The sequence below is a fragment of the Pseudoclavibacter sp. JAI123 genome, assembly GCF_013409665.1.
Taxonomy (GTDB): domain Bacteria; phylum Actinomycetota; class Actinomycetes; order Actinomycetales; family Microbacteriaceae; genus Pseudoclavibacter.
In genome coordinates, this window is sequence record NZ_JACCCM010000001.1 from 2,243,786 (window position 1) to 2,266,106 (window position 22,321).

The window sequence follows — 22,321 nt, forward strand, 5'->3', positions numbered from 1 at the left end:
TATTCCGCTCGGGCCTTCGCTGTTTCACAATGTAGACCCGCAGGGGGGCCCGAAGGTGTCAGGCGGCTGGGAATCCGACATGGTGCCCAAACTGAGACCTTCGCGCGGAAGCGTTGGTCAGCGTGCGAGGCGTGCGAGTCCGCGATTGATGCTGGCAGCCCACATGGGACCCGCGTAGAGGAACTCGGTGTAGCCCTGGACGAGGGTTGCGCCCGCATCGAGGCGTCGGCGAACCTCGGCCGCGTCCGCGACCCCTCCGACGGAGATGATGCACAGCCGGTCCCCGGACGCCTCCTTGACGATGCGCAGGACCTCGAGTGAGCGCTCGGTCAGCGGACGACCGGACAGGCCTCCAGCGCCGAACGCCTCCACGATGCGTGCCGACGTGCGCAACCCCGAGCGCGAGATCGTCGTGTTGGCCGCGATGATTCCGGCCAGACCCTCGTCTATGGCCAGCTGAGTGACCTCCCTGATCTCCTCGTCGTCCAGGTCTGGAGCGATCTTGACCAGCAAGGGGACACCGGGTGCCGCATCCCGTGCCGCTCGAAGGATGGGCGTCAGCGATCCAAGGGACTGCAGGCTGCGCAGGCCGGGCGTGTTCGGCGAGGAGACGTTCACGACCAGATAGTCCGCGACATCCTTGACCGTGGCCGCGGCGGCCGCGTAGTCGAGATGAGCGTCGTCAGCCTCGGTCGTCTTGTTCTTGCCGATGTTGACGCCGACGATGACGGAGCGGTTGCGACGAGCCGCGATGTTGGCGGCTGCGAGTTCCGCTCCGCGATTGTTGAAGCCCATGCGGTTGATGAGCGCGCCGTCGGCCACGAGCCGGAAGAGCCGCGGGCCGGGGTTGCCCGGCTGCGGGCGGGGCGTCACGGTGCCGACCTCGACGTGGCCGAAGCCGAGCGAGGCGAGGCCGTCGATGTCCTCGGCGTCCTTGTCGAAACCGGCCGCGAGACCGAACGGCGACGCGAAGCTGAGGCCCATCGTCTCGACCCTGAGCGATTCGGCAGGCGCGGCGAGCGGCGAGAGCAGCGCAGCTGGGCCGCGACGACCGAGCGCCCGGATGACCCCGGAGGCGAGCGCGTGCGCGCGTTCCGGGTCCATCTTGGACAGGACGTGCCTGAACAGCAGACGATAGGCGGCGTTCATCGGGTCTCTCCCTTGACTGTCGACTCGCCGTCGGCTGACTCGGTGGCGTACTGGGCCCTGATGCCGTCCTCGTGCATTCGATCGATGGCGGCACGGAAGTCGTCAAGGCCGGCGAAGCCTTGGTAGACGCTCGCAAAGCGGAGGTAGGCGACGTCATCCAGCTCACGCAGCGGCGGCAGGATGGCCAGGCCGATGTCGTTGGCTTCGATCTGCGAGGCCCCGGTCGCGCGGATGCTCTCTTCCACGCGCTGCGCGAGGAGCGCCAGGTCGGTATCGGTCACGGGCCGTCCCTGGCAGGCCTTGCGGACACCCGCCACGACCTTGTCGCGTGAGAACGACTCGACGACGCCGTTGCGCTTGATGACCGTGAGGCTCGCCGTCTCGGTCGTGGAGAATCGGCGCCCGCATTCCGGGCACTGCCTCCTTCGACGGATCGCGAAACCGTCGTCGCTCGTGCGCGAGTCGATGACCCGTGAATCAGGGTGACGACAGAACGGGCAGTGCATCAGCTGAACCTCGCCGTCACTGCCTCACCGTGCGCCGGAAGGTCCTCGGCGTCTGCGAGCGCCACGACATGCTCGCTCACGGCGCGCAGGGCCTCCCTGTCGTAGCGGATGATCTGTTGCGGGCGGAGGAACGTGTGCGCCCCGAGACCGGGCGTGTGCGCGGCCTGGCCGCCCGTCGGCAGCACGTGGTTGGAGCCAGCGAGGTAGTCCCCGAGGCTCACTGGCGAGTTGGCGCCCATGAAGATGGCTCCAGCGTTGTGGAGCATCGCGAGTACCGCCTCCGGCTCGCGAGTCTGCACCTCGAGGTGCTCGGGCGCGTAGGCATTCGACACCCTGGCTGCTGCGGTGAGGTCGTCGACGAGGATGACGGCGGACTGGCGGCCGCCGAGCGAGACGCGCACGCGCTCGGCGTGCTTGGTCGCCGCTGCTCGGGCCTCGACGCGCTCGAGCACACGCTTCGCCCAGTCCGCGTCGGGGGTGACGAGAAGCGCCGACGCGAGCTCGTCGTGCTCGGCCTGGCTCACCAGGTCCGCGGCGACGTGGTCCGCATCTGCGGAGTCGTCGGCGATCACGAGGATCTCCGTCGGGCCCGCCTCGGAGTCGATGCCGACGAACGACTGCACGATGCGCTTCGCTGCAGCGACGTACACATTGCCCGGGCCCGTGATGACCTCGACCGGTTCGAGGCCGATGTCAGGGACCCCGTGCGCCAACGCGCCGATGGCGCCTGCCCCGCCCATGGCGTAGACCTCGGTGACCCCGAGGAGGCCAGCTGCGCCGAGGATCGTGGGGTGGACACCCCCACCGAACTCCCGCTGCGGCGGCGACGCGATCGCGATCGAGGAGACGCCCGCCGCCATCGCGGCGCAGACGTTCATGACGACGCTCGACGGATAGACGGCCTTCCCGCCAGGGACGTAGAGCCCGACGCGCTTCACCGGGTGCCAGCGGAGCTCGACGACGGCACCGTCGCCGAGAGTCGTGACCCTGGGGTCGGGAACCTGGGCAGCCGAGCCAGCGCGGACACGCTCGATCATGGCCTCCAGGCCAGCCCGGACCTGGGGGTCGAGACTCGCCGTGGCTTCGTCGATCGCCTCCTGCGGGACCCGCAGGTGCGGTGGCTCGACACCGTCGAGGCGCACCGCCTGCTCACGGAGCGCGAAAGCTCCCTGCTCGCGGACCGACGAGATGAGCTCGGCGGCCGTGCCGAGCGCACGCCCGACGTCGAGCTCGGCACGAGGGAGGATGTTCCGAAGCTCGGAGGCGCTGAGCGCAGAACCACGCAGATCGATGAGTTGCATCATGGTGTCTCCATCGTAGTCAGGCGGGAGTAGGGGCCGTCTCGTCCGCGACACGCGACCGGGACTACTCGAGGCAACTGGGCCCGAGCAGAGCCTTCAGCTCCCCGTAGAGGTCCTGGGTGATCCGCACACGGTGCGGCAGCTCGAAGCGGCGGATGACACCCGGCGTGCGAAGTCGGAGCCGCACCTCGCTCTCCCCCGAGTGGCGGCGCAGAACCTTGCCGAGCGCATCCACGACCGGCTCCGTTGCCCGAGTATCCGGGATGGTGAGCGTGAGCGTGCCCGCGTCCTCGGCCGCTGCGATCTTCGGCAGCGTGAGGCCCTGCGCGTGCAGGTTCATACCGTCGTCTCGCTTCGACACGCGACCCTTGACGGCCACGATGACATCGCCTTGGAGCTGTGTCTGGAACTCCTGGTACGTCTTGCCCATGAACATGACGGTCATGGTGCCGCCGAAGTCCTCGACCTCGATCATCCCGTAGGGATTGCCCGAGTTCCGGGCCACCCGATGCTGCACGCTCGTGATGAGGCCGGCGATCGTGACCTGCTGCCCGTCCTCCAGGTGCTCGGCCTGCGTCAGGTCGAGGATGCTGGTCGTCGCCAGCTTGGCGAGATCTCGCTCGAGCCCCGCAAGCGGGTGGTCGGAGACGTAGAGCCCGAGCATGTCCCGTTCGAAGGCGAGCTTGTCGCGGCGATTGAACTCGGGTCGGACGGGAACGTCGTCCTCCTCGGCTTCGAACTCGTCGAGACCCGCGAAGAGGTCGACCTGCCCGTGCGCCTCGTTCCGCTTGCGCGACACCGCGACGTCGATGGCGTTCTCGTGCACCTCGACGAGGGCGCGGCGAGTGTTGCCAAGCGAATCGAAGGCGCCGGCCTTGATGAGCGACTCCACGGTGCGCTTGTTGGCGACCGTCGTCGGCACCTTCTTCAGGAAGTCATGGAACGAGACGAACGCGGTCTTCGACTCGCGCGCTTTCTGGATCTCCTCGACGACGTTCGCTCCCACGTTCCTCACCGCGCCGAGACCGAAGCGGATGTCCTCCCCCACCGCGGTGAAGTTGACGAACGACTCGTTGACGTCGGGGGCGAGCACCGTGATGCCCATGCGGCGGCACTCGTTGAGGTACATCGCCAGCTTGTCGCGCGAGTCGCCGACGCTCGTGAGCAGAGCGGCCATGTACTCAGCGGGGAAATGGGCCTTCAGATACGCGGTCCAGTAGGAGACGACGCCGTAGGCGGCGGAGTGTGCCTTGTTGAAGGCGTAGTCGGAGAACGGCAGCAGGATGTCCCAGAGCATCTTCACGGCTTCATCGGAGTAGCCGTTGGCGTGCATTCCGCCCTGGAAGCCGGCGAACTGCTTGTCCAGCTCCGACTTCTTCTTCTTGCCCATGGCGCGGCGGAGGATGTCGGCCTGGCCGAGCGAGAATCCGGCGACCTTCTGCGCGATGGCCATGACCTGCTCCTGATAGATGATCAGGCCGTAGCTGGTCGAGAGGATCTCCTGGAGCGGCTCCTCGAGTTGCGGGTGAATCGGGGTGATCTCCTGCTCGCCGTTCTTGCGCAGCGCGTAGTTGATGTGGGAGTTGGCACCCATCGGCCCGGGACGGTACAGCGCGATGACCGCGGAGATGTCCTCGAAGTTGTCGGGCTTGAGGAGGCGCAGCAGGGAGCGCATAGGTCCACCGTCGAGCTGGAAGACCCCGAGCGTGTCACCCCGCGTCAGCAGCTCGTAGGCGCCGACGTCGTCCAGTTCGAGGTCCTCGAGGACGAGATCGATGCCGCGGTTCGCCTTGATGTTGACCACCGCGTCACTCACGATGGTGAGGTTGCGCAGTCCGAGGAAGTCCATCTTGATGAGCCCGAGGGACTCGCTCGCCGGATAGTCGAACTGGGTGACGATCTGGCCGTCCTGCTCCCGCTTCATGATCGGGATGATGTCGATGAGCGGGTCGCTCGACATGATGACGCCGGCCGCGTGCACGCCCCACTGGCGCTTCAGGTTCTCGAGCCCGCTCGCGGTGTCGAACACCTTCTTCGCGTCCGGGTTGCTCTCGATGAAGGCGCGCATCTCGGCGGCCTCCGAGTAGCGCTTGTGCTCCTTGTCGAAGATCCCGCTGAGCGGGATGTCCTTGCCCATGACGGCGGGAGGCATGGCCTTCGTGAGCTGGTCGCCCATCGAGAACGGGTAGCCGAGCACGCGCGAGGCATCCTTGAGCGCCTGCTTGGCCTTGATCGTGCCGTAGGTGACGATCTGGGCGACGCGCTCCGAGCCGTACTTCTCGGTGACGTACCGGATGACCTCCGACCTGCGGCGATCGTCGAAGTCGACGTCGAAGTCGGGCATCGAGACTCGGTCCGGGTTGAGGAAGCGCTCGAAGATGAGGCCGTGCCGCAGCGGGTCGAGGTCGGTGATGCCCATGGCGTAGGCCACCATGGACCCTGCACCGGAACCGCGACCTGGCCCGACGCGGATGCCGTTGTCCTTCGCCCAGTTGATGAAGTCGGCGACGACCAGGAAGTACCCCGGGAAGCCCATCTGGTTGATGACGCCGATCTCGTAGTCCGCCTGCTTGCGGACGTCGCTCGGGACCCCGGCCGGATACCGCTTGTCGAGACCCGCGTCGATCTCCTTGATGAACCAGGTGCTCTCCGTCTCGCCCTCCGGCACGGGGAAGCGAGGCATGTAGTTCGCGCTCTCGTCGAACTCGGCAGAGCACCGCTCGGCGATGAGCAGCGTGTTGTCGCACGCTTCCGGGTGGTCGCGGAAGATCCCGCGCATCTCGGCGGCGGACTTCAGGTAGTACCCCGTGCCGGAGAACTGGAAGCGGTTCGGGTCGTCCATCGTCGAACCGGACTGCACGCACAGCAGCGCCGAGTGGCTGTCGGCGTCGTGCGAGTGCGTGTAGTGGAGGTCGTTCGTCGCGACGAGGGGAAGGCCGAGGTCTTTGGCGAGCTTGAGCAGGTCGGGCATGACGCGCCGCTCGATGTCGATGCCGTGGTCCATGATCTCGCAGAAGTAGTTCTCTGCGCCGAAGATGTCGCGGAACTCAGCTGCCGCTGCTCTGGCCTCGTTGTACTGCCCGAGCCGAAGCCGCGTCTGCACCTCGCCCGAGGGGCATCCGGTCGTCGCGATGAGCCCCTTGGAATACGTGTTCAGCAGCTCGCGGTCCATACGCGGCTTGAAGTAGTACCCCTCCATGGAGGCCCGACTGGAGAGCCGGAAGAGGTTGTGCATGCCCTGCGTGGTCTCGCTGAGCATGGTGATGTGCGTGTACGCACCGGAGCCGGAGACATCATCGCCCCCGCCGTTGCCCCACTTCACGCGCGTGCGGTCACCGCGGTGCGTTCCCGGCGTGAGGTAGGCCTCTGTGCCGATGATCGGCTTGATGCCGTGCTCCTTGGCGGCCTTGGCGAACTCGTAGGCACCGAAGACGTTGCCGTGGTCGGTCATCGCGACCGCCGGCATGCCCTGCTCGACGGCGGCCTTCATGAGTTCGCCGATCCGGGCCGCCCCATCGAGCATCGAGTACTCGCTGTGGACGTGGAGGTGGGCGAACGAGTCTGCTGAAGGCAATGTCTCTCCGAGAAGATGGGTGGATCGGCGCACCCATCTTAGGTCGCCGGAGCGCCTCTGCGGACGAGCCTGTGGACTACAGCTCGCCTTCGCGGAGCAGCTCGAGCGAGTGCGCCAGGTCGTCTGGGTACTCGGTCGTGAAGCGCACGGGCTCGCCGGTCCGCGGGTGGGCGAACCCCAGCTCCTTGGCGTGCAGCCACTGGCGTCTCAGCCCGAGCTTGCCGGCCAGGGTCGGGTCGGAGCCGTAGAGGGGGTCGCCGACACACGGGTGCCGCTGGGCGGCCATGTGCACGCGGATCTGGTGCGTGCGTCCGGTCTCCAGGTGAACCTCGAGCAGCGCCCCGCGCCGGAAGGCCTCGAGGGTCTCGTAGTGCGTGACGGAGGGCTTCCCCTCGCTGGTGACGGCGAACTTCCAGGAGGAGCCTGGGTGGCGACCGATCGGCGCGTCGATCGTTCCCGAGAGCGGGTCCGGGTGTCCCTGCACGACCGCGTGGTAGACCTTCTCGACCTGACGATCGTGGAACGCCTTCTTGAGCTGCGCGTACGCGAGCTCGCTCTTCGCCACGACCATCAGGCCACTCGTGCCCGCATCCAGACGGTGCACGATTCCCTGGCGCTCCGACTGCCCGGAGGTCGAGATGGTGAACCCCGCGGCGGCGAGCGCGCCGAGCACCGTGGGGCCGTCCCAGCCGATCGAAGGATGGGCGGCAACGCCGACTGGCTTGTCGATGACAACGAAGTCGTCCTCGTCGTGCACGATCTTGAGGTCGGGCACGGCGATCGGGACGACCTCGACCGGTCCGGCCTGCTCCCACTCGACGGAGATGACGGCGCCGGCTGTCATCCGGTCGGATTTGCCGACGAGCTTTCCGTCGATCGTGATCCCGCCCGCCGCCGCGATATCGGCGACCTGTGTCCTGCTCAGACCGAGCAGCTTCGAGACGCCTGCGTCGACACGGGTGCCCTCGAGGCCGTCAGGGATCGGGATCGTCCTGGATTGCATTACGCGTCCTTCTTCGCCTTGGGTCGGCGCTTGCCGTCGAAACCGATGTCGAACAGGGTGAGCAGCACGAACGCCGACATCCCAACGACGATGCACATGTCGGCGACGTTGTAGATCGCCGGGAGCATCCACGGCGTGTAGATGAAGTCGATGACGTGGCCGACGCCGAAACCGGGCTCGCGGAAGAGCCGGTCAAAGAGGTTCCCGAGAGCGCCTCCGAGCACGAGCCCGAACACTGCGGCCCAGCGCTTCGACGCGAGCCTGCGAGCGATGACCAGGATGACGATGACCATGATCGTCGACACGCCCGTGAAGATCCACGTGGAGCCTGCGGCGAACGAGAATGCGGCGCCCGGGTTCCTCACGAAGTGCCACTGCAGGAAGCCGCCGAGCGCCTCGACGGTCTGGCCCTCGGTCATCGAGGAGACGACGAACGCCTTGGATATCTGGTCGAGCGCAAACGCGCCGACGGCGACCGCGGCGAGCATCGCAAGAATGCGGATGCTCGGACGCGATCGCCGTTCGGTGGTCTGCAGAGGTGTGTCCTCCACGTTCCGAGTGCTACTGGCCCGCTGGTGCGGAGCCTTCGAGGACGTCGCTGGCCTGACGGTTCAGGTCGTTGAGCTGGCCTTCGATGTAGGAGCGGAGGTTGTTGCGGTACTCGCGCTCGAAGATGCGGAGCTCCTCGATACGGGCCTCGAGCTTGGTCTTGGCCTCCTCGAGTCGACCGATGGTCTCGCGTTCCTTGGCCTCGGCCTCGGTGACGATCGTGCGGGCACGACCCTCGGACTCGACCGTGATCTCGCGGGCACGCTTCTCGCTGTCGCCTTCGATCTGGCGGGCGCGGGTCTCGGACTCGGCGATGATCTCGCGAGCACGGGTCTCACCCGTGGCGATGATCTCGTCGCGCTTGCGCGTTCCCTCTTCGACGTGCTCGTCGTGGAGGCGGCGGGCGAGGGCGATGAGCGAGCTGCTCGTCTCGGCCTCGTCTGCACCCTCTACGGCGACCGGAGCGGGAGCTGCAGGCTGCGCGAGCGGCGCGATGGGCTCAGGCTCGGGCTCAGGAGCTGCCTCAACCTCGACGCTGGGCTCTTCGACCGGGGCGGGAGCTGCGGCCGCAGGCGCGCTGCTGGCGCGTGCCTCTGCCTCTTCGAGCTGCTGACGAAGCTGCTCGTTCTCCCCCACGAGGCGGCGCATCTCTGCAACGACCTCGTCGAGGAAGTCGTCGACCTCGTCCTGGTCGTACCCCTCGCGGAACTTGGTCTGCTGGAAGCGTTTGTTGATGACGTCCTCAGGAGTGAGTGCCATGTCGGCCACCTTTCGACTCTCTCTGCGATTGGTCTGTATCTGGAAAAGACTCTGGGTCTGACGAGCAGACTCCGGGTCCGGCGTGACAACACTAGCGTTGCCCAGATGTGCACGCAGAACGTTGCTGTGCTGCGCAGCACATAAGTCACATTACGGCACTTGGGTCCCGCGCGTCACATTCTGTCGGGAAAGTCGCCATTCACCTAATGGAGAACGCTCGGCGCTTAGAGCAGGCGCACGAGATTCGATGTGATCACCAGCGCGAACATGACGATGATCCACGCGAGATCGAGGGCGATGTTGCCGATGCGGAGCGGGGGCACGACTTTCCGGACCGCACGAAGGGGCGGGTCGGTCAGCGAGTAGACGCCCTCGCAGAGGACGAGCACGAACCCCTTCGGCTTCCACCGAGGCGCGAACATGCGAGCGTAATCGAGGATCAGCCGACCCCACATCACCATGATGTAGAGGCCGATGACGAAGCCGAGGATCGCGCCGAGGATATTCATTCGTTTCCTGAGATGTTGTCGCGCAGACACGGCGACGGTGCACCCTCAGGATGCACCGTCTCACCGTTCGCGCGAAAGCGGGCCGCTCTGCTGCTCAGCAGAGTCAGGCTGGTTGGGGGTCTACTGGAAGAACGAGGCTTCCTTCTCCGCCTCAAGCTTGCTCGACTCGCCGTGGACGGCGATGTGCTGAGGCGAGAGCAGGAACACCCGGCTCGTCACGCGCTCGATCTTGCCATAGAGGCCCTGGGAGAGCCCGCTCGCGAAGTCGATGAGGCGACGCGCCTCGGCTTCGTCCATCTCGGAGAGGTTCATGATGACGGGGACGCCATCGCGGAAGTTCTCGGCGATGACCTGCGCGTCTTTGTTGTAGGCCTTCGGGTGGACCGTGAGGATCTCGTTCATTTCCGCCATCGCCGGGGTCGAAGTGTGCTTGGGTGCTTTGGTGATCGGGGTCACGGGTGCCGGCTTCGGGCGCTCGGTGACCACCGGAGAGAGCTGCGGCGAAGGTGCCGCGGCTGGCGACTGCCTCTGCTGCTGCTGCGCCTGTGGCGTCTCGTCGTGCAGATTCTGCTCGTCTTCGTCAGCAAGGCCCAGGTAGACCATGGCATTGCGCAGCGGGTTGGCCATTGTGCTCCTCCGTGTGTTCGGCGTGCACCCACGCTACGTCCGGTCGGGTCGCTTTCCCGTGATTGCCGCGCCGATTCTGAGGTGTGTCGCACCGTTTTCGATGGCGTCGGCGAAGTCGTTGGACATGCCCATCGACAGCGAGGTCGCGGAAGGCGCCAGCGATTGGATGCGCTGCCCGAGGGCCTGGAGTTCGGCGAAGGCCGCGCGCGGATCCCCCCCGAGTGGCGCCACGCACATGAGGCCCTGGAGTTCGAGGGATTCGGTGCGCAGCACCTGCTCGACAAGCGCCTCGAGCTCCGTCGGCTGAACGCCGCCTCTGGCAGGGTCCGGCGTCATGTTGACCTGCACGAACGCCCGCAGCGGGTGCGCCCGCTCGACGCCCGACAGCGCGTCGACGAGGCCTCCTCTGTCGATCGAATGGACGGCATCCACGTACTGGGCGATCTGGCGCGCCTTCTTGGTCTGGATCTGACCGACGAAGTGCCATTCGAGGTCGGCGCGCTCTGCGAACGCCGCCGCCTTGTCTCTGGCCTCCGGATGCCTGCTCTCGGCGAAGCGACGAACGCCGAGGTCGACCAGATCGGCGACGAGCTCGGGGCCGTGGAACTTCGTGACGGGGATGAGAGTGACGTCCGAGGGATCGCGTCCCGCGCTGACACAGCTCTGGTGGATGGCGGCCTGAACCGCCGAGAGGCGCTCGGCCAGCGTCTGATGACCCTGGCCGAGCGCCTCTCCAGCTTGCTCTGGCATGCGCGCTCTACTTGAGGAAGTCCGGGACGTCGAGGATGTCCTCGGCGTCGTCGTAGGCGGCTTCCGGCTCGCGGCGAGGTGCGATGGTGGGCGCCTCGGCCGTCGACCAGGCCGGAGCCTGCGCGACCGGTGCTGGCGCCTGGACGGGCTCGCGCTCCACGGGCACGGAGGGTGCGGAGGCGACTGCGGCTGCGGCTGCGCCGAGCCCGATGGCACCGGTGTTCGCCTGCTGGACAGGCGCGGCCGCGGGTGCCGGCACAGACTGCTGCTCCTGCAGCGTCTTGGGCTCTCCCCCGGCGAAGCCCGCTGCGATGACCGTGACGCGCACCTCGTCGCCGAGGGTGTCGTCGATGACCGCGCCGAAGATGATGTTGGCCTCCTGGTGGACGGCCTCCTGCACGAGCTTCGCAGCGTCGTTGATCTCGAAGATGCCGAGGTTCGATCCGCCCTGGATGGAGAGCAGGACGCCGTGGGCGCCCTCGATGCTCGCCTCGAGGAGCGGCGACGCGACGGCGAGTTCCGCCGCCTTGATCGCCCTGTCGGCGCCCCTGGACGAGCCGATGCCCATGAGCGCGGAACCAGCACCCTGCATGACCGACTTCACGTCGGCGAAGTCGAGGTTGATGAGACCCGGGGTCGTGATCAGGTCGGTGATGCCCTGCACACCGGCGAGCAGCACCTGGTCGGCCGTCGAGAACGCCTCGATCATCGAGATGCCGCGGTCGCTGATCTCGAGGAGGCGGTCGTTCGGGACGACGATGAGGGTGTCGACCTCTTCTTTCAGAGTGGCCACGCCCTGCTCGGCCTGCTGCATACGGCGGCGGCCCTCGAAGCTGAACGGCTTCGTGACGACACCGATGGTGAGCGCACCGATCGACTTCGCGATGCGCGCGACGACGGGAGCACCCCCTGTACCGGTTCCGCCACCCTCGCCAGCCGTGACGAAGACCATGTCGGCGCCGGCGAGCGCCTGCTCGATCTCCTCGGCGTGGTCCTCGGCTGCACGGCGGCCGACCTCGGGGTCGGCGCCTGCACCGAGACCGCGCGTCAGCTCGCGTCCGACGTCGAGCTTGACGTCGGCGTCGCTCATGAGCAGCGCCTGGGCGTCGGTGTTGATCGCGATGAACTCGACACCGCGGAGGCCGAGCTCGATCATTCGGTTGACTGCATTGACGCCGCCGCCGCCGATGCCGACGACCTTGATGACGGCGAGGTAGTTGTTGGTGTTCGACACGTGTCCGGCCCCTCGTTGGCGTGTGGTGTGGTGGAAGAACGGATGCACACCTCGACACGTCGCCGCTGGCGAATGTCTGCGAGCTTCAACCTCTACTTGAAGCTCAGAGATATGCTGTTTCCTGGTTGCTTGCTTCGACGCTAGGTCGCGAACGTCGCACGATCCGTGCAGTCAGCAGGTGTGTTGCGTTTTGCGCGCCGAATGTCGGCGAGTTGCTTCAACCGGAGCTTGAAGGTTGCCGCACCCGCCGGCCGAGGAACTCCTCAGCGGGTCACGGGGGTCTCGGGACTCGAGACGTCGTAGCTGGAGATGGACTGGTCGGCGGTGGCCGTGACGAGCGCGGCGAGCACCTCCGCCTTGCGGTCGGACTCCTCCGCGCTCCCCCATACGACCTCGGCACCGCTGCGCATCGTCAGACGCACATCGTCGATGCTCTTGGCCGTCACTGCAGCGACGCCAGCCCTGAAGTCGACCGGCAGGGCGAGCGACACGGCCGCCGCTGAGGCGAACGCCTCGGAGTCGACCCCCTCGCCGCCCAGTTCGAGAGTCGGGATGTCCCCTGCGGGCTCCGACTGCGTCCAGAGCACCACGCCGGCCGCATCCATGACGTCGTACCCGGATGGCACCGCGACCGCGCCGATCGGCGACCGCTCGACGATCGTGACGACAAGACGGCTCGGCGGCTCGACGCGGATCGAGTAGCTCTGCACCATCACGTAGGACTGGAGTCGACTCTCGACGTCGTCGTTCGTGACGAGCGCAAGCGGCTGTCCGTGCAGGTCGGCGAGCGATTCGTCGACCTGTGTCGCATCGACACGCTGGGTGCCGGCGACGACGATCTCACGCACGGACATGATCGGACTGTAGACGGCGACCGCGACGAACGCGACAAGTGCGGCCACCGCCGCCGCGACCCCGATCAGGATGCGGCGGCGTCGTCTGGCGCGCCAGGTGAATCGGCGCGCATCGTCGCCGAGCACGCTCACGGCTTGCCTGGCTCCTTCGCGCCGAGCGCCTCGAGGAGCTGGGGCACGATGAGGTTGACGTCGCCGCAGCCGAAGGTGATGACGAAATCGCCGTCCTGTGAGATCTCGGCGACCGTGTCGGCCGCATCCTGCCAGTCGGGGCGGTAGGCGACCTTGCTGCGGTCAGCGAACGCCTCCTCGACCAGCGCTCCCGTGACACCGGGGATCGGGTCCTCACGTGCGCCGCACACGTCGAGCACGACGGTCTCGTCGGCGAGACGCTCGTACACCGCCGCGAAGACGTCGCTCATGTCGCGCGTCCGCGAGTAGAGGTGCGGCTGGTGGACGGCGATGAGGCGGCCGGAGCCGACGACGGTGCGCGCAGCCGTGAGCGCCGCTTCGACCTCGGCAGGGTGATGGGCGTAGTCGTCGTAGACGCTGACGCCGCTCACCGTGCCGTGGAGCTCGAAGCGTCGCTTCGTGCCCCCGAACGTCGAGAGCGCGTCAAGGACGGCGGCGGGCTCGAAGCCGAGCTGGACGAGGACGACGAACGCGCCGGTCGCGTTGAGCGCGTTGTGGACGCCGGGAACGTGCAGGAGCGCCGGGTAGTCGACACCCTGCCAGGTGACGGTAAAGCGGGTCTCCCCTCCCTCCGACGCGATGTCGGAGACGCGCGCGTCGGCCGTCGGAGCCTGGCCGAAGGTCAGCACCCGCTTGTGGGTGAGCTTCCCGGTCAGCTCGACGGCAAGCGGGTCGTCGCTGGAGATGACCACGGCCTCGCTGGCCGCATCCGCGAACTGGACGAACGCGGCTTCGAAGGCCTCGACGCTGCCGTAGTGGTCGAGGTGGTCGTTGTCGACGTTCGTGATGAGGGCGATCGCCGTGTCGTAGAACAGGAAGGACCCGTCGGACTCGTCGGCCTCGACGACGAAGGCCTCGCCGCTTCCGACGGCGGAGCTCGTCCCCAGGGCCGAGATAATGCCGCCGTTGACGAAGCTCGGCGACGCGTCGAGGGCGTCGAGGGCCGTCACGACCATGCCGGTCGAGGTCGTCTTGCCGTGCGCTCCGGCGACGGAGACGAGGCGGCTCCCGCGCGTGAGCCAGACGAGCGCCTGCGAGCGGTGCAGGATGTTGAGCCCACGCTCCTTCGCCAGGACGAGTTCGGGGTTGTCGGGCCAGAGCGCGCTGGTGACGACGATGGTGTCCGCGTCGCCGAGGTGCTCTGCCGCGTGGCCGATCTCGACGCGGGCGCCGCGATCGCGCAGCTCTCGTGTCGCGTAGTTCTCTGTCCGGTCGCTTCCGGAGATCGTGAGGCCGCGGTCGAGCATCATGCGCGCGATGCCGCTCATGCCTGAGCCGCCGATGCCGATGAAGTGCACGTTCCCGATCTCGTCGGGAATCTGCGCGGTGGCGTCTGGATTGATCATTGCTGCTCCTGAGTTCGCTCGATCTGCGAGCTGCGCGGTCTCTTCCGCGTCGATGGTCGAGGGTACTCCGCCTTCACGTCCGAAGGCGCCTAGCCGGTCCGAGCGTCCTCGACCGCCTGGTCCAGCAGTGCAACGACCCGAGAGGCCCCGTCGCGCTGGGCTGATGCGCGAGTCGCCTGCTCCATGCGGGCTCGGCGGTCATCGTCGCGGGCGAGGGCGAGGAGCTCCTTCGACGCCCACTCGGGCGAGAAGTCCGCGTCGGCCACCCGTATGGCACCACCTGCGGACAGGACGGAGCGGATGTTGGTGGTCTGGTGGTCGCCGGTGGCGGCAGGGTACGGGATGTAGACGGCCGGGAGGCCGACGACACCGAGCTCGCTGACGGTGGATGCGCCCGCACGCGCGACGACCAGGTCGGCGGCGGCGAACGCGAGGTCCATGCGGTCGCAGTACTCGAGCACGTGGTAGCCCTCGACGTGGTCGTGCTCGAACTTCGAGAGCCCCCCGACGAGGTGAAGAACCTGCCAGCCCTCGGAGATGAGTTCGGGGACGACGGCTCGGACGGTCTCGTTGACGCGCCTCGCGCCGAGCGAGCCGCCGGTGACCAGCAGCGTGCGACGGTCGGGGGCCAGCCCGAAGAACTCGACAGCCTCGTCGCGCTTCGCGGCGCGGTCGAGGTGCTCGATCTCAGCCCGGAGCGGCATCCCGACGGTCACGGCGCCGCGGAGGGGCGTGCCGTCGAAGGCGACGCCCACGCGCTTCGCCCAGCGCGCCCCGAGCTTGTTGGCCATGCCGGGATGGGCGTTGGCCTCGTGGACGACGGTCGGCACGCGCCCCCTCGCGGCCAGGTAGGCGGGGGCTGCGGCATAGCCGCCGAAGCCGGCGACCGCGTCGATGCTGTGCTCGTCGAGCATGCGGCGCACGGAGGCAACCGTCTCACGGAGTCGAGGCAGGAAGGTCAGCACCTGCATGCCCGGGCGGCGCGGGAAGGGCAGCTTCGGAATCGTGAGGAGCTCGTAGCCGCGCGCGGGAACAAGCCGGGCCTCAAGGCCCTCCTTCGTGCCGAGCACGAGGATCTTCGAGTCGGGGTCGCGCTCGCGCAACGCATCCGCGACCGCGAGCAGCGGGTTGACGTGGCCGGCCGTGCCGCCTCCGGCGAGCAGGTAGTTGGTCACGTGCGGGACTCCGATCGCTTCGGGTTGCGGGCGATCGACAAGACTATGCCGATTGCGAAGAGGGTCGTGATGAGCGCCGATCCGCCGGAGGAGACGAGCGGCAATGGCACACCGAGGACCGGCAGGAAGCCGATGACGACGGCGATGTTCACGAACGCCTGGAAGATCAGCCAGGTGGTCACTGCACCGACGATGGTCTTCGCCGTCCAGTCTTCCGCCTCGTGGTAGATGCGGACGAGGACGACCGCGAGCAGGACGAAGACGCCGATGACGATGATCGCCCCGACGAGCCCGAGCTCCTCCCCGATGATCGCGAAGATGAAGTCGTTGTCGGCCTCCGGCAGCCAGGACCATTTGGCCTTCGAGTTGCCGAGCCCCGAGCCGAACAGGCCGCCAGCTGCGAGGGCGTAGAGCCCGTGCGCGCTCTGCCAGCCCCAAGTCTCGTAGTCGACGTCTCCGCCGAAGAAGTTCGTGATGCGGGCCATGCGGTTGTCGCTGAAGATCGACAGCAGGAGCGCGGCAGCCACGGCGATGAACCCGGCGAGCCACAGGAACTTGGATGCGACGCCGCCGAAGTAGAGCGCTCCGAGAACGAGCGCGCCGACGACGATCATCGTTCCCAGGTCCTTGCTGAGCGCCATGACGCCGAAGCTCAGGGCGAGGACGGGCAGGATCGGAACCGCGACCTCCTTGGCGACGTGCAGCTTGCCCTGCTTGCGCCCGAGGATGAGGCCGAGCCACAGCACGAGCGCAACCTTGAGCGCCTCCGCGGGCTGCATCGTCGTGAAGCCGAGGTCGATCCAGGCCCGGTTGCCGTTGACGTCGACACCGATGGGGGTGAAGACCAGCGCTTGGAGGATGACGGCGACGAAGAGGGCTGGCCAGGCGATCCGCTTCCAGAACCGCAGCGGCATCCGGGAAGCGAACAGCATGAGCGGGATGCCCAGCGCCGCGAACGTGGCTTGGCTGACGAACCGCGCCGAGACGGCGTTGCCACCCGCGAACTCCTCGACCGAGGAGCTCGAGAGCACCATCACGATGCCGAAGGCGACCAGGAAGAGCGTGATCGAGAGCAGGAGCACGAAGTTGCGGTTGACGCCGCGGATGCGCTTCCCGAGCGAGACGACGACGGCGCTCGAGGAGCTCTTGCGTGCGGAACCGCCAGCCGTCGCGCCCGTGCTTGGCCTATTCGGCGCTGGCGTCCGGCTCGGAGGTGCGGTCCTGGGAGCCTTCTGTCTCGGCATGCCGGCCCCCTTCAAGGTGCGACGCGACGGCGAGCGCGAAACGCTGGCCGCGGTCGCTGTAACTCACGAACTGATCCATGGAGGCGGCCGCCGGAGCGAGCAGCACGGTGTCGCCGTCCTGCGCGAGCCGCGCGGCTTCCGCCACGGCGCGTCCCATGATGGAGTCAGTGTCGCTCACGTCGATCTCGATGAACGCGACCTCCGGGGCGTGTTGCGCGAACGCGTCGGCCACTTCGGATCGAGATGTTCCAAGGGCCACCGCACCGCGGAGGCGCCCGGCGTGCTTGGCGACGAGCGGCGCGATGTCGACTCCCTTGAGGAGCCCTCCCACCAGCCAGACGACGCTGTGGTGCGCGGCCAGCGAGGCGTCGGCGGCGTGGACGTTCGTCGCCTTCGAGTCGTCGACCCAGAGGACCCCGGCGGCCTCAGCGACGATCTCGTGGCGGTGCCGATCGACCGAGAAGGTAGAGAGCGCCTCGGAGATCGCGGCGACGGGGACACCGACGGCCCGCACGAGGGCGGCCGCGGCGAGCACGTCCTCCACGAGGTGCTTCGAGGAGAGACCGCGCGGGCGCAGCTCCTCGAGCGTCGTCAGCTCGAGGGCGGTGCGGGCTCGGTCGTCGAGGAACGCACGATCGACCAGGATTCCGTCGACCACGCCGAAGTCGCTCGGCCCCGGCACATCGGTCCCGAACCCGATAGCGCGGCATCCTTCGACGACGTCGGCCGCCTCGACGAGGTCGAGTGTCGCCTCGTCGCCCTTGTTGTAGACGCACGCGATCTGGGCTCGCTCGTAGACGCGGCCCTTCGCTGCGCGGTAGGCCTCAGTGCCGCCGTGCCAGTCGAGGTGGTCGTCGGCGATGTTGAGGACGACCGCGGCGTGCGCCGACATGGAGTGCAGGGAGTGGAGCTGGAAGCTCGAGAGCTCGACCACGAGCAGTTGGAACTCGGCGGGGTCGCGGAGCACATCGAGGACGGGGACGCCGATGTTGCCGCAGGGGGCCGTGCGGATACCCGCGGCCAGTCCCATGCGCGCTGCGAGCTGGGTTGTCGTCGTCTTGCCGTTCGTCCCCGTGACGGCCAGCCAGGGGGCGGGGTCGCCGAACTTGTCGCGGAGCCGCCAGGCCAGCTCGACGTCACCCCACACCGGCGCGTCGAGGGCATCGGCGGCGACGATGAGCGGGTGGCTCGGGGCGAAACCAGGAGACGCGACGATGAGGTCGGCCTCCAGGGCCCTGAGCGCGTCGACGGCGGACTCGTCGCTGTCGGCGATCGTCACGGGAACGTCGAGCACCTCGAGGATGCGCTCACGCTCGTCATCGTGCGACTGCGCGATGACGTGCGGCTTGGCGCCGAGCTCAGCGAGGGTGTCCGCGACGGAGAACCCCGTCTTGCCCAGGCCGAGCACCGCGACCGACAGGCCGGTCCAGTCGTCGTGCCAGCTCCGGAGACCGTCGACCTCGCGGCCTGCTCCCCCGCGGGTCACGTCGTGACTCCCCACTCGGCGTAGAAGAGTCCGATGCCGAGCGCGGCGCAGAGTCCGGCGATGATCCAGAACCGGACGACGACCGTGGTCTCGGCCCAGCCCTTGAGCTCGAAGTGGTGGTGGATGGGGCTCATGAGGAAGATGCGCTTGCCCTTGGTGAGCTTGAAGTAGATGCGCTGCACGATCACGGAGCCGGTCGTCATGACGAAGAGGCCGCCGATGAGGACGAGCAGCAGCTCGGTGCGGGTGATGATGGCGAAGGCGGCGATCGCGCCGCCGAGACCGAGCGAACCCGTGTCTCCCATGAAGATCTGCGCAGGCGAGGTGTTCCACCAGAGGAACCCGATGAGCGCACCGGCGATGCCTGCCGCCACGATGGCGACGTCGAGGGGCGCGTATGCCGTGTAGCAGGCCGACTCGAGCGATTCGGCCAGGCGCTCCGTGCCGCAGGCCTGGTTGAACTGCCAGTAGGCGATGATGCCGTAGGAGCCGATCGAGATGATCGACGCACCGGTCGCGAGGCCGTCGAGGCCGTCCGTCACGTTCACCGCGTTCGACGTCGCCGTCGTGATGACGACGATCCAGACGATGAGGGCGATCGTTCCCGCGATGGCGCCGAGCGCCATGAAGTCGATCGGCAGGTCTCGGATGAACGAGATGTGCGTCGAGAGGACCGGGACGCCGTCGGGGTTGCGGTACTGCAGGCCGATGACGGCGAACAGCCCGGCGACGATCACCTGCCCGACGATCTTCGACCAGCCACCGAGACCGAGGGACTGCTGCTTGCGGACCTTCAGGAAGTCGTCGATGAAGCCGATGACACCGAGACCGACCATCATGCCGAGGATGAGGAGTCCGGCGGCCGTGACCTGGTCGCCCGTGGCCAGCGTCGCGATGAAGTACGCCAGCACGGAGCCGACGATGAAGACGATGCCGCCCATGGTCGCGGTTCCGCGCTTCGAGTGGTGGGCTTCCGGCCCATCTTCGCGGATGAACTGGCCCCACTCGAGCTTGTGGAACAGGCGGATGAAGAGCGGCGTCATGAACAGCGTGAACGCCAGCCCGACACCTCCGGCAATAAGGATCGCAATCACGCGAAGTGCCCCCTGAGGTGCTCGGCGAAACGGTCTCCAAGGTGTCGGAGGCCCGCTGAGTTCGAAGACTTGACGAGGACCAGGTCACCCGGGCGCGTCTCACGGACCAGCAGCTCGTACGCCTCGTCCATGGACTCGACGAAGATCGACTCCCCATCCCAGGAGCCCTGGGCGATCGCTCCGAGGTGCAGCGCGCGGGCGTCGCGGCCGACGACGATGAGCTGGTCGATGCCGAGGCGGACGGCGAGGAGTCCGAGGCGGTCGTGCTCCTCGATGGAGGCATCCCCGAGCTCGCTCATGGCGCCGAGCACCGCGACCGTGCGGGCGCCGCTCGGCGCGATCTGAGCGATCGTCTTGAGGGCGGCGGCCATGGAGTCTGGGCTCGCGTTGTAGGCATCGTTGATGAGGTGCACGGAGCCGGCGTGCTGGAGCTCCATGCGCCACTGCTCGGCGCGTGTCACGCGCTGGAGGGCGTCACGGATCTCCGTGGCCGGCACCGCCTGCGTGTGGGCGGCCGCCACCGCGGCGAGCGCGTTGGTGACGTGGTGCTCCCCGATCACGTTGAAGCGGACGACGACGGGTTCCTGCTCGGGAAGGTGCAGCGTGAACTCCGTCCCGTCGAGGCTCGTCGAGACCTCGCTCGCGCGAACGTCCGCTCGCTCGCCTCGACCGAACCACAGCACGTTCGCGTCGGTCTTGTCTGCCATCGAGGCGACGCGCGCATCGTCGGCGTTGAGCACGGCGGTGTCCCCCGCCACGAGCCCTTGCACCATCTCGGTCTTCGAGGTGAGCGTGACCTCGATGCCGCCGAACTCGCCCGCGTGCGCGAGGCCGACCGTCAGCACGATGCCGACGTCCGGCTTCGCCATCGAGATGAGCCTGCGGATCTCGCCCGGAGCGCTCGCGCCCATCTCGGCGATGAGGGTCTGCGTCTCCTCTGTGAGCTTCAGGAACGTCAGCGGGGCGCCCACCTCGTTGTTGAAGCTGGCGATGGGCGCGACCGTCTCGCCTCGGGCCGAGAAGATCTCGTTGAGGAGGTTCTTCGTCGTCGTCTTGCCGTTCGACCCGGTGACCGCGATCGTGACGAGCTGTCCGCGGGACTTCACGCGCGTCACGACCTCGGTTGCGAGGCGTCCGAGGGCGAGGACGGCGTCGTCGACGACGACCTGCGTGACGGGAAGGTCGAGGGCGCGCTCGACGATGAGGAGCGAGGCGCCGTTCTCGACAGCCTTCGGGGCGAACAGGTGCCCGTCGGTGACCTCGCCCGGCTTGGCGACGAAGATGTCGCCCGGACGGATGAGTCGGGAATCGGTGTCGACGGTGCCGCTGAACACGCTCTCGAGCGTGTCGTCACCCACGGGACGTGCCTCTCCCCCGGTGATGTCAGCGATCTCGCGAAGTCGGAGTTCGATCATCCGCTCACCACCCTGCTTCCCTGAGCGCCGCTCTGGCCTCGTCTCGTGCCGAATACTGGATCTTGGTGCCCGCGACCTCGGTGTAGCTCTCGTGGCCTGGGCCGGCAACGAGGATAGTGTCCTCCGGCCCTGCGAGCGAAACCGCCTTGCGGAGCCCGAGGCTCGCGTCGGCGATCTCGTGCAGCTCCCGGTCAGGGTGGCTCGCCTTCACGCTCTCGACGAGCACCTTCCTGATCTCGTCAGGGTCCTCGGTGCGCGGGTTGTAGTCGGTGATGATGACGACGTCGCTGCCAGCTGCCGCGACCCGTGCCATCTCCGGGCGCTTGGTGCGGTCACGGTCGCCATCGGCGCCGAAGACCATGAACAGGCGGCCGGTGGTCATCTCCCGGAGGGCGCCGAGCGTCTGCTCGAAGGCGTCGGGGGTGTGCCCGTAGTCCACGTAGAGGCGCGGCCCCTTGTCTCCGGAGACCAGCTCGAGTCGTCCGGGCACGAAGGCGTCGATGCCGCCGTCACGTTCGAGCACTTCCGCGATCTCGCCGAGGTCGTAGCCGGACTCGACGAGCATCGCGATCGCCAGCCCGGCGTTCGCCGCTGAGAACCAGCCGGGCATCGGGATGCTCGAGTGCAGCACCCGGTCGTCCGGGCTCGTGAGCGTGAAGCTCGTGCTGCCGCCTTCTGCGCCCGTGACGACGAGGTTCCAGTCGGCCTCGGTTCCGGGCTTGGAGGAGATCGTCGTGACGGGGATGCGGGAGTCCTCGACGACCCGCGCGCCCCACTCGGAGTCGAGCGAGACCACGCCGCGCCGCGCGCGCTCCGGGGTGAAGAGCTTGAGCTTCTCGCCGAAGTACTCCTCGAAGTCGACGTAGTCGTCGAGGTGGTCGTGCGAGAGGTTGATGAAGCCGACGACGTCGAACTCGATGCCGTCGACACGGTGACGCGTCACGGCCTGGGCGGACACCTCGATGCTCGCCGCGTGGACCCCGACTTCGCGCATGCGGGCGAGCAGAGCGTGGAGCTCGCTCGCCTCCGGGGTGGTCAGGTTCGCCTCGATGCGCTCCTCGCCGATGCGGCGTTCGACCGTGGTCGTGAGGCCCGTGACGACGCCGAGCTGCAGCAGGAGCCCGTCGAGGATGTAGACGACAGAGGTCTTGCCGTTGGTTCCTGTGACGCCGAAGAGCTTCGGCTGGTCGGGGTCGGTCCGGTAGATCCAGGCGGAGACGTCGCCGAGCGCCAGGCGGGGCTCCTCCGTGACGAGCACGGGAACGCCGAGCTCGCCGGCGAGTGCAGCACCGGCCGCGTCGGTGAGGATGGCGACGGCGCCGGCTTCCTCGGCCTTCGCGGCGTAGCTGGCGCCGTGCACTCGCGCGCCGGGCAGCCCCACGTAGAGGTCGCCGGACTCGACATCCATCGAGGAGATGGAGACGCCGGTCACCTCGACCTGGTCGACGCCTTCTGGGGCGTCGAGTCCGAAGTGCGCGCACAGCTCAGAGAGCGAGCGCGGCACTGGATGGGATGGACGGATGCTTGCTGCGGGCATGACTTCCTGTGCAGTAG

Annotated in this window: 19 protein-coding genes; all 19 read right to left on the minus strand. The window is 67.7% G+C overall.

The features are described from left to right. Positions 1 to 117 precede the first annotated feature (117 nt). Positions 118 to 1,149 carry a quinone-dependent dihydroorotate dehydrogenase gene (locus tag HDC34_RS10530; protein ID WP_179556803.1) on the minus strand — a complete coding sequence of 344 codons (1,032 nt, stop codon included), beginning with the start codon at positions 1,147 to 1,149 and terminating at the stop codon, positions 118 to 120. Beyond that, positions 1,146 to 1,655 carry a transcriptional regulator NrdR gene (gene nrdR / locus HDC34_RS10535; RefSeq protein WP_179556804.1) on the minus strand — a complete coding sequence of 170 codons (510 nt, stop codon included), beginning with the start codon at positions 1,653 to 1,655 and terminating at the stop codon, positions 1,146 to 1,148. Before nrdR ends, HDC34_RS10530 begins: the two co-directional genes overlap by 4 nt. Continuing rightward, a complete protein-coding gene (gene hisD / locus HDC34_RS10540; RefSeq protein ID WP_179556805.1) occupies positions 1,655 to 2,959 on the minus strand; it encodes a histidinol dehydrogenase in 1,305 nt (434 codons plus the stop codon). Before hisD ends, nrdR begins: the two co-directional genes overlap by 1 nt. 61 nt (positions 2,960 to 3,020) lie before the next feature. Beyond that, the gene (gene dnaE / locus HDC34_RS10545; RefSeq protein WP_179556806.1) at positions 3,021 to 6,530 is read right to left on the minus strand and encodes a DNA polymerase III subunit alpha; all 3,510 of its coding nucleotides are present in this window, start codon (positions 6,528 to 6,530) and stop codon (positions 3,021 to 3,023) included. A 76-nt stretch (positions 6,531 to 6,606) separates the two neighbouring features. After that, positions 6,607 to 7,533 (minus strand): RluA family pseudouridine synthase, encoded by a 927-nt coding sequence (locus HDC34_RS10550; protein WP_104311851.1) that lies wholly within the window; start codon positions 7,531 to 7,533, stop codon positions 6,607 to 6,609. Continuing rightward, positions 7,533 to 8,084 carry a signal peptidase II gene (gene lspA / locus HDC34_RS10555; protein ID WP_308807307.1) on the minus strand — a complete coding sequence of 184 codons (552 nt, stop codon included), beginning with the start codon at positions 8,082 to 8,084 and terminating at the stop codon, positions 7,533 to 7,535. The genes HDC34_RS10550 and lspA overlap by 1 nt, the downstream gene beginning before the upstream one ends. A 10-nt stretch (positions 8,085 to 8,094) precedes the next feature. Then, positions 8,095 to 8,841, minus strand: coding sequence for a DivIVA domain-containing protein (locus HDC34_RS10560; protein ID WP_104252838.1), 747 nt, complete (start codon positions 8,839 to 8,841; stop codon positions 8,095 to 8,097). 224 nt (positions 8,842 to 9,065) lie between these two features. Beyond that, positions 9,066 to 9,350, minus strand: coding sequence for a YggT family protein (locus HDC34_RS10565; protein WP_104252837.1), 285 nt, complete (start codon positions 9,348 to 9,350; stop codon positions 9,066 to 9,068). A gap of 120 nt (positions 9,351 to 9,470) precedes the next feature. Beyond that, complete coding sequence (locus HDC34_RS10570; RefSeq protein WP_104311850.1) at positions 9,471 to 9,977, minus strand: cell division protein SepF; 507 nt, start codon at positions 9,975 to 9,977, stop codon at positions 9,471 to 9,473. 33 nt (positions 9,978 to 10,010) lie between these two features. Further along, positions 10,011 to 10,727, minus strand: a complete 717-nt coding sequence (locus HDC34_RS10575) for a YggS family pyridoxal phosphate-dependent enzyme (protein WP_179556807.1) — start codon at positions 10,725 to 10,727, stop codon at positions 10,011 to 10,013. Between the two features lie 7 nt (positions 10,728 to 10,734). Beyond that, the gene (gene ftsZ, locus HDC34_RS10580; RefSeq protein WP_179556808.1) at positions 10,735 to 11,961 is read right to left on the minus strand and encodes a cell division protein FtsZ; all 1,227 of its coding nucleotides are present in this window, start codon (positions 11,959 to 11,961) and stop codon (positions 10,735 to 10,737) included. 263 nt (positions 11,962 to 12,224) lie between these two features. After that, entirely contained in the window at positions 12,225 to 12,947 is a 723-nt protein-coding gene (locus tag HDC34_RS10585) for an FtsQ-type POTRA domain-containing protein (protein WP_179556809.1), read from the minus strand. Continuing rightward, positions 12,944 to 14,353 carry a UDP-N-acetylmuramate--L-alanine ligase gene (murC, locus tag HDC34_RS10590; protein ID WP_179556810.1) on the minus strand — a complete coding sequence of 470 codons (1,410 nt, stop codon included), beginning with the start codon at positions 14,351 to 14,353 and terminating at the stop codon, positions 12,944 to 12,946. The genes HDC34_RS10585 and murC overlap by 4 nt, the downstream gene beginning before the upstream one ends. Before the next feature lie 89 nt (positions 14,354 to 14,442). Continuing rightward, positions 14,443 to 15,528 (minus strand): undecaprenyldiphospho-muramoylpentapeptide beta-N-acetylglucosaminyltransferase, encoded by a 1,086-nt coding sequence (murG, locus tag HDC34_RS10595; protein ID WP_151423397.1) that lies wholly within the window; start codon positions 15,526 to 15,528, stop codon positions 14,443 to 14,445. Continuing rightward, positions 15,525 to 16,772 carry a putative lipid II flippase FtsW gene (gene ftsW / locus HDC34_RS10600; protein ID WP_179556811.1) on the minus strand — a complete coding sequence of 416 codons (1,248 nt, stop codon included), beginning with the start codon at positions 16,770 to 16,772 and terminating at the stop codon, positions 15,525 to 15,527. The genes murG and ftsW overlap by 4 nt, the downstream gene beginning before the upstream one ends. Continuing rightward, positions 16,714 to 18,258: a UDP-N-acetylmuramoyl-L-alanine--D-glutamate ligase gene (gene murD, locus HDC34_RS10605; RefSeq protein ID WP_308807308.1), complete on the minus strand. Its 1,545-nt coding sequence runs from the start codon at positions 18,256 to 18,258 to the stop codon at positions 16,714 to 16,716. Before murD ends, ftsW begins: the two co-directional genes overlap by 59 nt. Further along, positions 18,255 to 19,352 carry a phospho-N-acetylmuramoyl-pentapeptide-transferase gene (gene mraY / locus HDC34_RS10610; RefSeq protein WP_104311842.1) on the minus strand — a complete coding sequence of 366 codons (1,098 nt, stop codon included), beginning with the start codon at positions 19,350 to 19,352 and terminating at the stop codon, positions 18,255 to 18,257. Before mraY ends, murD begins: the two co-directional genes overlap by 4 nt. After that, positions 19,349 to 20,767, minus strand: a complete 1,419-nt coding sequence (murF, locus tag HDC34_RS10615) for a UDP-N-acetylmuramoyl-tripeptide--D-alanyl-D-alanine ligase (RefSeq protein WP_179556813.1) — start codon at positions 20,765 to 20,767, stop codon at positions 19,349 to 19,351. Before murF ends, mraY begins: the two co-directional genes overlap by 4 nt. Before the next feature lie 4 nt (positions 20,768 to 20,771). Further along, the gene (locus HDC34_RS10620; protein ID WP_104311840.1) at positions 20,772 to 22,304 is read right to left on the minus strand and encodes a Mur ligase family protein; all 1,533 of its coding nucleotides are present in this window, start codon (positions 22,302 to 22,304) and stop codon (positions 20,772 to 20,774) included. Between the last annotated feature and the right edge of the window lie 17 nt (positions 22,305 to 22,321).